12 protein-coding genes are annotated in these 14911 nt (G+C 66.5%); 10 read left to right on the top strand and 2 right to left on the bottom strand.

What is annotated here, in order from left to right; all coding sequences use genetic code 11:
- Window positions 1-66 precede the first annotated feature (66 nt).
- From hflX to ACQVBX_RS09040, 5 genes are all read left to right on the top strand, one after another.
- On the top strand, window positions 67-1380 hold the full coding sequence (gene hflX / locus ACQVBX_RS09060; protein ID WP_431638043.1) for a ribosome rescue GTPase HflX: 1314 nt from the start codon (window positions 67-69) through the stop codon (window positions 1378-1380).
- A 166-nt stretch (window positions 1381-1546) separates the two neighbouring features.
- Window positions 1547-2695: an FtsH protease activity modulator HflK gene (gene hflK / locus ACQVBX_RS09055; protein WP_431638042.1), complete on the top strand. Its 1149-nt coding sequence runs from the start codon at window positions 1547-1549 to the stop codon at window positions 2693-2695.
- Window positions 2692-3558, top strand: coding sequence for a protease modulator HflC (gene hflC / locus ACQVBX_RS09050; protein ID WP_431638041.1), 867 nt, complete (start codon window positions 2692-2694; stop codon window positions 3556-3558). The genes hflK and hflC overlap by 4 nt, the downstream gene beginning before the upstream one ends.
- Window positions 3559-3746: 188 nt before the next feature.
- Window positions 3747-5039 (top strand): adenylosuccinate synthase, encoded by a 1293-nt coding sequence (locus ACQVBX_RS09045; protein WP_431638040.1) that lies wholly within the window; start codon window positions 3747-3749, stop codon window positions 5037-5039.
- Between the two features lie 199 nt (window positions 5040-5238).
- Window positions 5239-5586: a hypothetical protein gene (locus ACQVBX_RS09040; RefSeq protein WP_431638039.1), complete on the top strand. Its 348-nt coding sequence runs from the start codon at window positions 5239-5241 to the stop codon at window positions 5584-5586.
- A gap of 57 nt (window positions 5587-5643) precedes the next feature.
- Here ACQVBX_RS09040 and ACQVBX_RS09035 read toward each other — a convergent pair whose 3' ends face one another.
- A complete protein-coding gene (locus tag ACQVBX_RS09035) occupies window positions 5644-6129 on the bottom strand; it encodes a DUF421 domain-containing protein (protein ID WP_431638038.1) in 486 nt (161 codons plus the stop codon).
- 153 nt (window positions 6130-6282) lie between these two features.
- Here ACQVBX_RS09035 and ACQVBX_RS09030 point away from each other — a divergent pair, with 153 nt between their 5' ends.
- Window positions 6283-8328: a M13 family metallopeptidase gene (locus ACQVBX_RS09030; protein ID WP_431638037.1), complete on the top strand. Its 2046-nt coding sequence runs from the start codon at window positions 6283-6285 to the stop codon at window positions 8326-8328.
- Between the two features lie 170 nt (window positions 8329-8498).
- On the opposite strand, the gene ACQVBX_RS09025 is transcribed toward ACQVBX_RS09030, so the two are convergent.
- Entirely contained in the window at window positions 8499-8882 is a 384-nt protein-coding gene (locus ACQVBX_RS09025) for a DUF302 domain-containing protein (protein ID WP_431638036.1), read from the bottom strand.
- Between the two features lie 312 nt (window positions 8883-9194).
- Here ACQVBX_RS09025 and ACQVBX_RS09020 point away from each other — a divergent pair, with 312 nt between their 5' ends.
- From ACQVBX_RS09020 to ACQVBX_RS09005, 4 genes are all read left to right on the top strand, one after another.
- Complete coding sequence (locus ACQVBX_RS09020; protein ID WP_431638035.1) at window positions 9195-11033, top strand: type I restriction-modification system subunit M; 1839 nt, start codon at window positions 9195-9197, stop codon at window positions 11031-11033.
- A gap of 160 nt (window positions 11034-11193) precedes the next feature.
- On the top strand, window positions 11194-12522 hold the full coding sequence (locus ACQVBX_RS09015) for a hypothetical protein (RefSeq protein ID WP_431638034.1): 1329 nt from the start codon (window positions 11194-11196) through the stop codon (window positions 12520-12522).
- A 32-nt stretch (window positions 12523-12554) separates the two neighbouring features.
- Window positions 12555-13853: a hypothetical protein gene (locus tag ACQVBX_RS09010; RefSeq protein ID WP_431638033.1), complete on the top strand. Its 1299-nt coding sequence runs from the start codon at window positions 12555-12557 to the stop codon at window positions 13851-13853.
- Window positions 13850-14779, top strand: coding sequence for a DUF5655 domain-containing protein (locus tag ACQVBX_RS09005; protein ID WP_431638032.1), 930 nt, complete (start codon window positions 13850-13852; stop codon window positions 14777-14779). Before ACQVBX_RS09010 ends, ACQVBX_RS09005 begins: the two co-directional genes overlap by 4 nt.
- The last annotated feature ends 132 nt before the right edge of the window (window positions 14780-14911 follow it).

Below are 14911 nucleotides of genomic sequence, written 5' to 3'. Positions count from 1 at the left end.
ACCGGCTTGATCGCAGCGGGCAAGCCCCCATGACAGGGGTTTGCCCGGCAGGACATTTCCGCACCCGTGTTTGACAGACAGAAAAAAGGCGACCGCGCGCTTCTCGTGCTTCCGCATTCGCGCGGCGAAGGCGATGCCGTGCGCCGCGGCGAGGAATTCGCCGAGCTGGTGAAATCCGCCGGGGCCGAGATCCTCGGCGCCATTCCCGCCCGCGTCGAAGTACCCAACCCACGCTTCTACATCGGCACCGGCAAGGCTGACGAGGTCGCCGAGATGGCGCGCGCGGTCGAGGCCGACGTGGTGCTGGTCGATCACCTGCTCACCCCCGTGCAGGAGCGCAACCTGGAAAAGCACCTGGGCGTGCGCGTGGTCGATCGCGCCGGGCTGATCCTGGACATCTTCGCCCAGCGCGCCCGTTCGCACGAAGGCAAGCTGGAAGTGGAGCTGGCCCAGCTCAAGCACATCGCCACCCGGCTGGTGCGCGGCTGGACCCACCTGGACGCCCAGCGCGGCGGTGCCATCGGCAACCGTGGCCCAGGCGAAACCCAGCTGGAAACCGACCGCCGCCTGCTCGGCGAGCGCGTCAAGCAGCTCACCAAGCGGCTGGAAAAAGTGCAGACCCAGCGCGGCCAGCAGCGCCGCGCGCGCCTGCGCAACACGGTGCCGCGGGTGGCCCTGGTGGGTTACACCAACGCCGGCAAGTCCACGCTGTTCAATGCGCTCACCACCGGCGGCGTGTACGCGGCCAACCAGCTGTTCGCCACGCTCGATCCCACCGTGCGCAAGGTTGACGACCTGAGCTGCGGCCCGGCGGTGATCGCCGACACCGTGGGCTTCATCCGCGACCTGCCGCACGACCTGGTCGCCGCCTTCCGCGGCACCCTGGCCGAGGCGCGCGACGCCGACCTGCTGCTGCACGTGTGCGATGCCGCCGACGAGGATCGCGAGCGCCTGCGCCAGGTGGTCGACGGCGTGCTCGAGGAGATCGACGCCGGCGACCTGCCGCAGTTGCAGGTGATGAACAAGATCGACCTGGCCGGCGCCGAGCCGCGCATCGTGCGCGACGGCGAAGGCCGCCCGACGCAGGTGTGGCTGTCCGCCGCCACCGGGGCCGGGCTGGACCTGCTGCGCGAGGCGCTGGGCGAACTGCTTGGCGGCGAGCGGCTGCAATCCGAGCTCAGCCTGCCGCTGTCCGCCGGCCGGCTGCACGCCAGGCTCAAGGCCGCCGGCGCCATCGTCGGCGAGCGGGTCGACGAGGACGGCTGGCACCTGGACATCGACGCCCCCCGCAGCGTGATCGCCCCGCTCAGCGGCGGCCAGGACGTCGACGCCGCGCTGCTGCGCGACCTGCTCGAACGCACCGCGCAGCCGGTCGAGTGACCGGCAGCACCGCGGAGCCTCTGGTAAACTCGCGCCTGTTTGTGCCCACGGCCGGCGCGGGGCGATCCCTGCGGTTCCTGCACGCGAAGCACGTCATGACCCAACCCGTCACACCTGTGTTCCGGCTGCTGTTGCCGGCCTCCCAGCGGCCTCAAGGAGACTGACCATGGCCTGGAACGAACCCGGCGACAACGGGCAGCGCAATCCGTGGGGCAAGAAAAGCCCCAGCGGCGGCAAGGCGCCCAACCTCGACCAGCTGCTGAAGAACCTGCGCAACCGCCTGGGCCGCCTCGGCGGCGGTGGCGGCGGCATCGTCACCATCGTGCTGGCGCTGCTGATCGCGTGGATGCTGTTGAGCAGCTACACCATCATCAACACCAGCCAGAACGGCGTGGTGCTGCGCTTCGGTCATTACTCGCGCACGCTCGGCCCGGGTTTCCACTTCAAGCTGCCGGCGCCCATCGAGACCGTATCCAAGGTGGAGACCACCCGCGTGCGCGCCATGGTCGACCAGGTGCGCATGCTCACCAGCGACGAGAACATCATCGCGGTGAACTTCAACGTGCAGTACCAGGTGTCGGACCCCCGCAAGTACCTGTTCTCCACCAACGACCCGGACGACACGCTCAAGCAGGCCGCCGAGGCCGCGGTGCGTTCGGTGGTCGGCGCCCATTCGATGGACGACATCCTCACCAGCCCGGGCGAGGACGTGGTCGCGGCCGCCGCCCCGGCCGTCGCCGCCTCGGTGGCCAAGCCCGCGCCGGCGCCGGTGGTCAGCAAGGCCAGCGGTGACCAGGACCGCGTCACGTTGCAGCAGCAGACCCGCGAGGCGCTGCAGCGCACGCTGGACAGCTACGACGCCGGCCTCGTGGTCACCGACGTGAGCTTCCAGAACGTCTCTCCGCCGGACGAAGTGAAGGCCGCCTTCGACGACGTCAACGCCGCCCGCGAAGACAAGCAGAGCGCCGTCAACAAGGCCTACGCCTACGCCAACCAGGTGATCCCGCAGGCTACCGGCGAAGCCTCGCGCATCGTCGCCAAGGCCGAGGGCGACAAGGCCGAGCGCGTGGCCCGTGCCACCGGCGACGCCGAGCGCTTCAACCTGCTGCTGAAGGAATACAAGGCCGCCCCGGCGGTCACCCGCCAGCGCCTGTGGCTGGAAACCATGGAAGAGGTGATGGCCCGCAACGCCAAGGTGGTCGACGGCTCCAACGGCCGCAACATCATCAACCTGCCGGGTGCCGCGCCCAGTGCGCCGGTGAGCGCGGGGGTGTCCGTCACCGGTGACGCCAACGGCCAGGAGAAGCAGCCATGAAGATCTCCGCCCTTGTCGCCATCGTCGTGGTGGCGCTGCTCGGCATGAGCAGCATGTACGTAGTCAGCGAGGGGCAGACGGCCCTGCTGCTGCAGTTCGGCCGCATCGTGCGCACCGGCGACCAGCCCGGCCTGCATTTCAAGCTGCCGCTGGTGCAGCAGGTGATGCGCTTCGACAACCGCATCCTCACCATGGACGCCCAGCCGGAGCGCTACTTCACGTCCGAGAAGAAGAGCGTCAACGTCGACTTCTACGTGAAGTGGCGCATTGCCGACAACGCCGATTTCTACCGCGCCACCGGCGGCGACCCACTGCAGGCCGCGCAGCGCCTGAGCCCGATCGTGAAGAACGCCCTGCGCTTCGAGTTCAACGGCCGCACCTTGCAGGAGCTGATCACCGGCGGGCGCAAGGACATCACCGACAAGGTGCGTGAGCAGACCGACGCCGCCGCGCGCAAGAACCTCGGCATCCAGGTAGTGGACGTGCGCATCAAGCGCATCGACCTGCCCGACGAGGTGAGCGACTCGGTCTACAAGCGCATGAAGGCCGAGCGCCTGCAACTGGCCAACGAGCTGCGCTACACCGGCGAGCAGATGGCCACCACCATCACCGCCGACGCCGACCGCCAAGGCCAGGTGCTGCGCGCCAACGCCGAGCGCGACGCGGCCAAGACCCGCGGCGAGGGCGACGCCCAGGCCGCGCTGATCTACGCCCAGGCGTATGGCCAGGATCCGGAGTTCTTCGCGTTCTACCGATCCATGGAGGCGTATCGTCACGCCTTCGGCGACGGCAAGAGCACGCTCATCGTCAAGCCGGACGATCCGTTCCTGCAGTATTTCCAGTCCAGCGCCGGAAAGCGCTGAGGCAACACGCACGCGACACACCAACGGGCCGCCGATCGGCCCGTTCCAGCCGGCTCTGGCCCTGCGGCCCGAGGGTGCGTCGCGCGCGGGCGTGAGGCGGTTGCACGGATGCAGCCGGCCAGCGCCACCGCAACACCCGCGCAGTACCTCCTGCCCCGCCGATCGGGGCGCCACACGAGAGCAAAGCCATGGGCAAGTCCGTAGTCATTCTTGGAGCCCAGTGGGGCGACGAAGGCAAAGGCAAGATCGTCGACCTGCTGACCGAACGCGTAGGCGCCGTCGCGCGCTTCCAGGGCGGCCACAACGCCGGCCACACGCTGGTGATCAAGGGCAAGAAGACCGTCCTCCACCTGATCCCCTCGGGCATCCTGCGCGACGACGCGCTGTGCCTGATCGGCAACGGCGTGGTGCTGAGCCCCGCCGCGCTCAAGAGCGAGATCGAGGAGTTGGAGGCCAACGGTGTCAACGTGCGCCCGCGCCTGAAGATCAGCCCCGCCACGCCGCTGATCATGCCGTACCACATCGCGGTGGATAAGGCGCGCGAGGTCAAGGCCGGCAAGAGCGCCATCGGCACCACCGGCCGCGGCATCGGCCCGGCGTATGAGGACAAGGTCGCCCGTCGCTCCATCCGCGTGGCCGACCTGATGTACCCGCACGAGCTGCCCGAGAAGATCAAGGCCGCCGTGGAGTACCACAACTTCATCCTCACCCAGTGGCTCAAGGCCGAGCCGGTGGACTACCAGACCGTGCTGGACGAAGCGCTCACCTACAGCGAGTTCATCCGCCCGATGGTCGACGACGTCGCCACCATCCTGCACGACGTGCGCAAGGAAGGCGGCAACATCCTGTTCGAAGGCGCGCAGGGCGCGCTGCTGGACATCGACCACGGCACCTACCCGTACGTCACCTCCAGCAACACCACCGTCGGCGGCGCGCTCGCCGGCACCGGCGTGGGCGCGGGCGACATCGACTACGTGCTGGGCATCTGCAAGGCCTACGCCACCCGCGTGGGCGGCGGCCCGTTCCCCACCGAGCTCAACGACGAGATGGGCGAGCGCCTGCGCAAGGTCGGCAACGAGTTCGGCGCCAGCACCGGCCGTCCGCGCCGCTGCGGCTGGATCGACCTCGTGGCGCTCAAGCGCGCCGTGCAGATCAACGGCATCAACGGCCTGGCCATCACCAAGCTCGACGTGCTCGACGGCCTGCCCACCATCAAGGTCTGCATCGCCTACGAATACCGCGGCAAGCGCCGCGAGCTGGCGCCGCTGGATGCCGACGGCTGGGCCGAGTGCAAGCCGGTGTACCTGGAGTTCCCGGGCTGGGAAGAATCCACCGCCGGCATCCGCGAGTGGGACAAGCTGCCGCCCGCCGCTCGCGCCTACCTGCGCTCGCTGGAAGAGCTCTCCGGCTGCCGCATCGCCCTCGTCGCCACCGGCGCCGACCGCGACGACACCATCATCCTGGACGACCCGTTCGCCTGATCGGTCGTCCTCGACGCCACTGAAAAGCCCCGCCTCGGCGGGGCTTTTCTTTTGGGCGATCGGCGCGGCGGGCAAGGGCAGGGCGCGCCTGACCGGCATCCGTAAATCCTGCGTGTAGCCGCGGGCCCCAGCCCTGCACGGCCGGCCAACCCACGCGGGCCGAGCATAGGTCGCCCCATCACCGCGCGCAGGAGGCCCCATGGCCGACAAGCATCCGCGAGGCGATCGCAAAGACGGCGCCTCCACCACCGACGACATCGCAAGCAAGGCCACGCGTCCACCCGGCAGCGTCGGCGGCCGCAGCGGCACCGGCCAACAGCAACCGCACCAGCGCTTCGACCGCGACGAGGCGGCGGACACCATCGTTCCCGAAGCCATCGGCGTCGGCACCGATGCCAGCGAAGGCACCCAGGGTGGCGGCTCGGCGATCGACCGCGAGGTGCGCATCCAGGAGCGCAAGCAGCAGAACGACGCGGGTGGGCGCTCCGGTCGTCGCGGCGCCGGCGGCATGGATCCACCGCCGGGCGCACCCACGAAGAAGCGCTGACCACCCAGCGCGCCATCAGCCATGAGGCGGCCCCACGCAACCACGTGGGGCCGCTTTTCAGGCAGCCTCCCGCCCCCGCCGGATCAGCGTGATCTTGCCGTTCGGCTCCAGCCGCGCCACCGCGATCGTCGCCTCGTCCTCCAGGCCCGCCTCGTGCAGGGCGCGGTCCAGCTCGGAGTCGGAGATGTCGTGGTGACGCATCTTCGAGCGATCGCGCCGGCCATCGCGCACCAGCACCGTGGGCCAGCCTTCCACCAGCCGGTTGAAGCGCGCCGAGCGGGCGCTGGCCCAGCCGATGATCTTCTGCATCGCGAGGATGCCCAGGGTGCCGATCACCGGCGCCAGCAGCGAGTGGTCGTCGCCCAGGATCGCCGTGCGCAGCACGCCGCCCACCAGCACCAGCACGACAATGTCGAACGCCGACATGTCGCCCAGGCCGCGCTTGCCGGTGAACCTCAGCAGGGCAAGCAGGCCGATGTACACCAGCGCGCCGCGCAGCGCGAACGTCCACCACGGCATCGAAAGTTGCATGGCATCGTGCATGGCAAAACCTCCCGTCGTCGGTCGCTCCTGTCTGCCACAGCCGGCGTCCAGAATGCGTCGGCAGCGCGTGGTGCAAGCGCGCGATGACGGCACCGGCGGCAACGAGGGAATGTGGCGGGTAAGCTGGGCCGGTTCATGCCAGCGAGGATCGCCATGCCCTGCTTTCGTCTGCGCCTTCCAGCCGCGCTCGCGCTTGCGCTGCTTACTGCCGCCAGCGCGTGGGCGGGCGACGCCAGCCGCCCGCTCGATCCCAGCGAGCTCGATCGCACCGCATCGCCGTGCGTGGATCTGGATCGCTTCGTCAACGCACGCTGGCTGGCGGCGCATCCGATCCCGCCGGACGAAGTGCGCTGGGGCGTGTTCGATCAGCTGACGCTGGCGAGCCTGGGTGTGCAGCACGACATCGCCGAGGACGCCGTACGTGCCGTCGATGCACCGCGCACCGAGCCCACGCGCCGCCAGCTCGGCCTGCTGTATCGCGCCGGCATCGATAGGGCCGCCATCGACCGCGCCGGCCTCGCGCCGATGCAGCCCATGCTGCACGCCATCGACGCGCTGAAGCGTCCGCAGGACGTTGCCCACCTGATCACCCACACGCTCGCCGGTGGCCAGCCGCTGGTATTCAGCTTCGGTGTGCAGGGCGACTACCGCGATGCGCGTCGGCAGATCGGTGCCGCCGCACCCGCCGCGCTCGGCCTGCCCAACCGCGACTACTACACCGACGCACGCTACGCCGACGAGCGCGCCGCCTATCGCACCTACATCGCCCGCGTGCTGCAGATGGCGGGCACGCCCGACCCATCCCGCGCGGCGGACGATGCGCTGGCACTGGAAACCGCCCTCGCGCAGGCCACGCCGTCACCGGTGCAGGCGCGCCAGCCGGCCAACCAGTTTCATGCCGTGCGGCCGGCCCAGGCCGATCGGCTGACGCCGCACTTCGCCTGGGGCACCTTCCTCACCGCCCAGGGCCTGCCCGCCGACAGTGAATTCTCGCTGGCGCCGCCGGCCTTCTTCGCTGCGTTCGACCACCAGCTTTCCACCGCGCCCATGGCGCAGTGGCGCGCCTATTTACGCTTTCACGCGCTGGATGCCGCCGCGCCATATCTGGCGCAACCGTGGCAGGACGCCGCCTTCGACTTCCACGGCCACACGCTCACCGGCCAGGCCCAGCCCAAGCCGCGCTGGCAGCAAGTGCTGGGTACGGTGAACGCGCAGATGGGCGAGGCCATGGGCCGCCAGTACGTGGCACGCACCTTCTCGCCCGCGGCCAAGCAGCGCGCGCGGGTGCTGGTGACGCGGCTGCTGGCGGCGCTGCAGGCGCGCATCCAGGCGCTGGACTGGATGAGCGACACCACCAAGGCCCGCGCGCTGGCCAAGTGGCGTGCGTTCCTGCCCAAGGTGGGCTATCCCGATCACTGGCGCGACTGGACCGGCCTCGATCTGCGCGCCGGCGGCTATTACGATAAAGTGCGCGCGCTGCAGCGCTACAACCACCGCGACGCGATGGCGCGCATCGGCAAGCCCACTGACCGCACGCGCTGGAGCGTGCTGCCGCAGACGGTGGACGCGTTCTACCGCGCCGAGGACAACTCCATCACCTTTCCCGCCGCCATCCTGCAGCCGCCGTTCTTCTTCGCCGACGGCGACGATGCCATCAACTACGGCGGCATCGGCGCCGCCATCGGCCACGAAGCCACCCATGCCTTCGACGATGCCGGCCGCCAGTTCGACGGGCAGGGCAACCAGGCCGACTGGTGGACGCCCGAGGACAACGCCCGCTTCAACACCCGCGCCGACGCGCTCGCGCGCCAGTTCGACGCCTACGTGCCGCTGCCGAACCACCCGGATGTGCACGTCAACGGCCGCCTCACCCTGGGCGAAAACATTGCCGACCTTGGGGGCCTACACGTCGCCTACGACGCCCTGCAAGCGGCACTGAAAGCCAACCCCGCCGAAGCCGCCAGCCGCATCGACGGCTACACCCAGGATCAGCGCTTCTTCCTCGCCTTCGCCCGCATCTGGCGCGGCCGCATGCGCGAGGCACAGACCCTGGTCTACCTCGCCAGCAACCCGCACGCCCCACCGCACGAACGCATCCTCGGCACCGTCGGCAACATGCCCGCGTTCGCCCGCGCGTTCTCATGCAAGGCCGGGGATGCGATGGTGCGGCCGGCGGGAGAAGTGGTGAGGATCTGGTGAGGCTGCGGCGGGGCTGCGCTCATCGGGCGCGCCCATGCCGCCGTGGTGGACCTGAAGGGCGCGCCGCGTTGCTGGTCGCGCCGCTGCCGGCGTGAGCGGAGGGAGCGCCCTCGGCACACTCGCCATATCGGTGGCAGGCGCGCCCCTGCGATGCTCGGTGCTGCCCGCTCTTACACCGCCGCGTCGATAATCGCCTTCATCGTCGCCTCCACGCCGCGCGCCGCCTCGGCAATCAGCGGATCGCGCGAGATCAGCGACAGCTGGTCGGTCGGCGGCACCATCCCGATCCAGGTCGCGCCGTCCTGCTCGTACACCGACACCCGGCACGGCAGCGCCATATTCAGCGTCATGTCCATCGCCAGCACCTCCGACGCCTGCTTCGGGTTGCACACCTCCATCACGATGCAACCGTTGGCCAACGGAAAACCCTTGTCCGCCAGCGTCTGCTTGAAGTCGTAGGTGTGCAGCACGCCAAAGCCGTGGGCCTTCACTGCGGACTGCATGGCTTCGACGGCCTGGACGAGGGGTTTGGTTGTCTGCTTCTTGTAGATCATGGTCGCGTCTCCTAGAGGGGCAAATCTTCGCGCACCATGCGCTTCCGCGAGTACCGGTTTCGTCAAGTCGGAGCCACATCGCGCTTTCATGCGAGGGGGCGCCAGCGTGATGACGGAGCGCCTGGTTCCCACCCCGCAAGGCGGCGCTCTCGGGGCGGATGGTGAGTGGGCATATCCGCCCTTGGTGGTTGCGCCCATGCCGCCTAAGATCACCCGCTTGCCGCGCTGCGCGCCGACGTCCACGGGTTACGGGGGCGCCGGACAGGATGCAGTGCATCACCATCCAGTTGTTTCCAGGGGCGCTTCCTCGCGATGAACCAAACCTCCCTCTCGGCCCTCATCTGGTCCGTCGCCGACCTGCTGCGCGGCGACTACAAGCAATCCGAATACGGCCGGGTGATCTTGCCGTTCACGGTACTGCGTCGGCTGGATTGCGTGCTGGAAGCCACCAAGCCCAAGGTGCTGGCGGAAAAGAAGAAGCGCGAGGCAGCCGAGATCGACCCCGATCAGTTTCTTCGTCGCGTATCGGGCGTGAAGTTCTACAACGCCTCCCCGCTGGACCTGCCCATGCTGGTAGGCGACCAGGACCACATCGAGTCGAATCTGCACAGCTACGTGCAGGGCTTTTCGTCCGAGGTACGCGAGATCTTCGAACGCTTCGACTTCGCCGCCCAGGTCAACCGGCTGGCCAAGGCCGACCTGCTGTACCTGGTTACCGAAAAGTTCGCCAACGTCGATCTGCACCCCGACAGTGTCGATAACGTGCAGATGGGCCTGGTGTTCGAGGAGCTGATCCGCAAGTTCGCGGAACTCTCCAACGAAACCGCCGGTGAGCACTTCACCCCGCGCGAAGTCATCCGGTTGATGGTCAACCTCATTTTTATCGAGGACGACGAGGTGCTCACCCCCGGCAACAGCGTGGTGCGCGCCATCTACGATCCCACGGCGGGCACCGGCGGCATGCTCTCGGTCGCCGCCGAGTTCCTGCGCGACCACAACCCGGAGGCGCGCCTGTCGCTGTACGGCCAGGAGCTCAACGACGAGTCCTACGCCATCTGCAAGGCGGACATGCTGATCCGCGGGCAGGAGGTCACCAACATGGTGCCCGGCAACACGCTCAGCGACGACGGCCACGCCGCGCGCAAGTTCGACTACATGCTGTCCAACCCGCCGTTCGGCGTGGAGTGGAAGAAGGTCGAGAAGGCGATCCGCAAGGAGCACGAGGAAAAGGGCTTCGACGGCCGCTTCGGCCCTGGCCTGCCGCGCGTGTCCGACGGCTCCATGCTGTTCCTGCTGCACCTGGTGTCCAAAATGCGCCCGGGGGTGGACGGCGGCAGCCGCTTCGGCATCGTGCTCAACGGCTCGCCGCTGTTCACCGGCGGCGCCGGCAGCGGCGAAAGCGAGATCCGCCGATATCTGCTGGAGAACGACTTGGTGGAGGCCATCGTCGCCCTGCCCACCGACATGTTCTACAACACCGGCATCGCCACCTACGTGTGGGTGGTCTCCAACAAGAAAGAGCACGACCGCAAGGGCTACGTGCAACTCATCGACGCCGGCAGCTTCTGGCAGAAGATGCGCAAGAGCCTCGGCTCCAAGCGCAAGGAAATGAGCGACGCGCACATCGACGCCATCACCAAGCTGTTCGGCGAATTCCAGGAGGCTGAACTGGCCACCGTGTTCGACGCCGACGGCAAGGAAGTGGAGCGCACCATCATCGCCGCCGCCGAATTCGCCCCCGAGCCGCCGCCCGGCAGCAAGGTGAAGGTGGCGCCGCTGGCGCGCATCTTCCGCAACGAGGAGTTCGGCTACACCACCATCACCGTCGAGCGCCCGCTGCGCGACGAGCAGGGCAAGGTGGTGCTGGGCCAGAAGGGCAAGCAGAAGGGCCAGCCGCAGCCGGACAGCAGCCTGCGCGACACCGAGAACGTGCCGCTGGGCGAGGACATCCAGGCCTACTTCGAGCGTGAAGTGCTGCCGCACGCCCCCGACGCCTGGATTGACGAGGCCAAGAGCAAGGTGGGCTATGAGATTCCCTTCAACCGCCACTTCTACGTGTTCGAGCCGCCGCGCCCGCTGTACGCCATCGACGAGGAATTGAAGGCTGTGTCCGCGCGGATCATGGCCATGCTGGGAGAACTGGCCGAATGACCACGCAACCCATCCCGCCCCAGCCCCACCGCGCCCACCCGCACTCCCACGCCCACACCCAGCTCCCCCTTACCATCACGACCGCTACCGTCCCCATCACCCTCACCGACATGCCAGCGCAGGCTGGCATCCAGCGTCTTGGCTCGCGCGGAGTACGGTCGTGAGCCTGCCGCGGTATCCGGAATACACGGAAAGCGGGATCTCTTGGTTGGGGGAGATGCCTGCGCATTGGGACGAACGGCGCACAAAATATCTGTTCGACTTGATGAAGCGCCCGGTCCGTGATGAGGACGAGATAGTCACCGCTTTTAGAGATGGCCAAGTCACCTTGCGAGGCAATCGCAGGACAGATGGATTTACGAATGCTCTCCAAGAGATTGGGTATCAGGGTGTTCGGCGTGGAGACCTCGTTATTCACGCCATGGACGCCTTTGCCGGGGCGATTGGGGTCTCGGACTCTGATGGCAAGTCCACGCCGGTCTACTCCGTCTGCCGTCCTAAGATGGGGACAACCAATTCCCACTACTACGCACATGTCCTGAGATACATGGCCATCGGTGGCTTCATTGCCTCGCTAGCGAAAGGTATCCGAGAGCGCTCCACTGATTTCAGGTGGGCAGATGCGGGTAGCCTTCTCCTACCGATGCCGCCGTTGAAAGAGCAGGAGGCGATCGTCGCGTTCCTCGACCGCGAAACCGCCAAGATCGACGCCCTAATCGCCGAACAGGAAAAGCTGCTGGCGCTGCTGGCCGAAAAGCGTCAGGCCACCATCTCCCACGCCGTCACCCGCGGCCTCAACCCCAACGTCCCCCTGAAGGACTCCGGCATCCCCTGGCTGGGCGAAGTGCCGGCGCATTGGGATGTCATGGCCTTGGGGCGGGTAACTGTCAGCAAATGCGACGGTCCGTTCGGTTCTGGCCTCAAGTCCGATCACTACGTCGAAGAGGGGGCTCGGGTAATTCGCCTGCAAAATATTCGCGGTGGACGATTTGATGACCGGGATGCCGCATTCATCGAGCTTGGATATTTCGAATCCGAGATGGCGAGGCACGAGGTCAGAGAGGGCGATCTTTTGATCGGGGGCCTCGGTGATGACAACAACGTCGTGGGCCGCGCATGCGTTGCTCCCGAGCATATTTATCCTGCTCTGGTGAAGGCTGATTGCTTTCGCTTTCGGCTGGACACCGATCGCGCCCTCCCGGAGTTCGCTGCATGGGCTTTGACCGTCGGTGCGACCTACGATGCCGGGAATCTCTCGTCGGGTTCGACAAGATCCCGCATCCCGCTTTCAGTCATGGCATCGCGGAAGATTCCCTTGCCTCCGGTTGACGAGCAGCGCGAAATCAACCGATCTATCGAAGTCCTTCAATCCGAATTTGATCGGCTCGCGGATTCGGCGGAACAGGCGGTCGAGCTTTTGCGCGAACGCCGCAGCGCCCTGATCTCCGCCGCCGTCACCGGCAAGATCGACGTGCGCGCGCGTCAGTAAAAATTATTTGTAACGCCCGAGGGGAGGTCAGAATGGATTCATTGCAGATCGCGGCATCGCTCAAGCGTTACGGCTTCCACGAAGTGGAGGACAAGACCCATGCCCTGGGTTATGCCCATCCGGCGATGGGTGGTCAGCGAGTCTACGTCAAGGTCTCTCGCAGCGAGCGCAGGGAAAAGCCCAAGGCGGTTGCCAAACAGCCGCTCGTATTGCATCCGACGACGGCTAAGCGTGCAGGCTTTGATGCAACCCGTGTCGCCAAGCTGGGCCCCAACTACCTATACAAGAACACCAACCTGTCCACGTTTCCGTACAAGCCGGGCTCGAGCGCTACCGGAATTGCCGTGGACGTGCCCGACTTGTCGGCGTTGACGGAGCTGCTTGCCGTTCTTGGGGTGAGCGTCGCGCCCGTGGCGGACCATGCTGTGGCACCCGACGCTCTAAGCACTGTCCCGGCTTCGCCTTCGCAGGTTGCACAACTTGCTTCACCGGCCGTGACGAAAGAGATGGTCACGACTGCCAAGCCCGTAAAGTCGTCAATAACTTTTCATGCCGTCAAGGACGTTGATTTCGCCGAGCATTGTTGTCGGCGCTCAGGGATGCTCAAGGCGGGCGCTTTTGATCTGGACGCGCTGACAATCGCGGTGGAGGGAAAGCGGAAGTTGCGCTTCGCGCCTTTGGGAAATTGTCCGGGCGCACCGGTCGTGGCCTTGGTGGGGATCACCCCGGGAGGTCAGATCGAAACTTTCGCTCGGGCGCTGGCCACAATGCCGGTGGAGCAAGCTGCCAGTCATGCGGCGTTCCACGGGGCGCAGGAGGTCATCAAGCAACTTCTTGCAGCACATGGGTTTGCAGATGCGCTTGGGATATCGCTGGACGGCGATCTCAATGACAACCCCGCCATCCTCACTACCTCGGTCGTGAAGTGCTGCCTGATGGTGGATGACGGCTATCGATTCGCTGCGCCGGACATTGCAGCAAGCCCGGCCGCGAATCGTTGTGCAACCGAACGTCTGGTTGGTGAGTTGCGGGCCTATCCCACCCTGCGCTGGGTTGTTGTGTTCGGAAAGCCGGCATGGGACGCCATGCACGAACTTCGATTCGAGGGAAAGCCGGTGATCGATCGATTGCGAGACCACGGCCTGACTGTGGTTCAGTTCCCGCACTTCGCCCAGAATTTTCAGCAGCGCGCGCTTTTTGCGCGCAGTCACGATCAAGAGCCCGAGCTGCTTCGCGCGAATCCCGAGTTGGCGAAGTATGCCGAAGGCGCGCGGAGCATGCGTGCCTTGCTGCTACGGGCAATGGAAGGCAGCCGGAGGGAAATGGCATGAGCGACATTCAATTGTTCCGGCTCGCCTCGGGGACAGCGCAGGAACTGGCCGGCCGCGCGGCAGCCGTTGAAAAGCACTTGCAATCCCTGATCGAGGAGCACATGCCGACCTTCCTCGGCGTGCGCTTCCTCGCCACCGAGTACGTCACCGGCAAGACCCACAAGGGTCGCATCGACTCGCTGGGGCTGGACGAGAACGGCTGCCCGGTGATCGTCGAGTACAAGCGTCACAGCAACGAGAACGTGATCAACCAGGGTCTGTTCTATCTGGACTGGCTGATGGATCACCGCGCCGAGTTCCAGTGGCTGGTGATGGAGAAGCTGGGCAAGGAGGTGGCCGAGCAGATCGACTGGTCCGGCACGCGCCTGCTGTGCATCGCCGCTGACTTCACCCGCTACGACCAGCACGCGGTGCAGCAGATCCCGCGCAATATCGAGCTGATCCGCTACAAGCTGTTCGGCGAGGATCTGTTGCTGCTCGATCTGGTCAACAGCGTGAGTGTCGACGACGCGACCACCGCCAAGGCCGATGCCGCTGGCTCGACCACCAGTACAAAACCCAAGCCGGTGGGCAAGGACAAGACGGCGGAGGAGCAGCTCAGCCAGGCGCAGCCCGTCATCAAGGAGCTCTACACGGCTCTGTCCGGCTACCTGCTGGCGCTGGGCGACGACGTGCAGGAAAAGCACCTGAAGCTCTACGTCGCTTTCCGGCGCCTGAAGAACTTTGCCTGCGTGATCCCGTACCGGGACAAGCTGCTGGTGATGCTGAAGCTGGACCCGGACACGGTGGCGCTGGAGGAGGGCTTCAGCCGCGACGTGCGCAACATCGGCACGTGGGGCACCGGTGACCTGGAGCTGTGCCTGCGGACGATGGCCGATTTCGAGCGGGCCAAACCCCTGCTGGATCGCAGTTATGGCGAAAGTTGATGGCTGAAGCGACCACAGATCTGCACGCGAGGGTGTTGCTGTTTTGGCAACCTTGGTTGCTGATTGGGCAACAGGCTTTGTCTGAGCGTTGATCGCGCCGCTAATTTCAGTTTGGGGTCCAAGTGAAATTAG

It is taken from the genome of Dyella thailandensis, assembly GCF_050749815.1.
Classification (GTDB): Bacteria; Pseudomonadota; Gammaproteobacteria; order Xanthomonadales; family Rhodanobacteraceae; genus Dyella_A.
The sequence above is the reverse complement of the archived record's forward strand: the minus strand, read 5'-3'. Positions and strand labels throughout refer to the sequence as shown.

Excerpts from the sequence above, each read along its gene's own strand:
- hflK (WP_431638042.1), top strand. The coding sequence starts at position 1,547 with ATGGCCTGGAACGAACCCGGCGACAACGGGCAGCGCAATCCGTGGGGC.
- hflC (WP_431638041.1), top strand. The coding sequence starts at position 2,692 with ATGAAGATCTCCGCCCTTGTCGCCATCGTCGTGGTGGCGCTGCTCGGC.
- ACQVBX_RS09045 (WP_431638040.1), top strand. The coding sequence starts at position 3,747 with ATGGGCAAGTCCGTAGTCATTCTTGGAGCCCAGTGGGGCGACGAAGGC.
- ACQVBX_RS09040 (WP_431638039.1), top strand. The coding sequence starts at position 5,239 with ATGGCCGACAAGCATCCGCGAGGCGATCGCAAAGACGGCGCCTCCACC.
- ACQVBX_RS09035 (WP_431638038.1), bottom strand. The coding sequence starts at position 6,129 with ATGCACGATGCCATGCAACTTTCGATGCCGTGGTGGACGTTCGCGCTG.
- ACQVBX_RS09030 (WP_431638037.1), top strand. The coding sequence starts at position 6,283 with ATGCCCTGCTTTCGTCTGCGCCTTCCAGCCGCGCTCGCGCTTGCGCTG.
- ACQVBX_RS09025 (WP_431638036.1), bottom strand. The coding sequence starts at position 8,882 with ATGATCTACAAGAAGCAGACAACCAAACCCCTCGTCCAGGCCGTCGAA.
- ACQVBX_RS09020 (WP_431638035.1), top strand. The coding sequence starts at position 9,195 with ATGAACCAAACCTCCCTCTCGGCCCTCATCTGGTCCGTCGCCGACCTG.
- ACQVBX_RS09010 (WP_431638033.1), top strand. The coding sequence starts at position 12,555 with ATGGATTCATTGCAGATCGCGGCATCGCTCAAGCGTTACGGCTTCCAC.
- ACQVBX_RS09005 (WP_431638032.1), top strand. The coding sequence starts at position 13,850 with ATGAGCGACATTCAATTGTTCCGGCTCGCCTCGGGGACAGCGCAGGAA.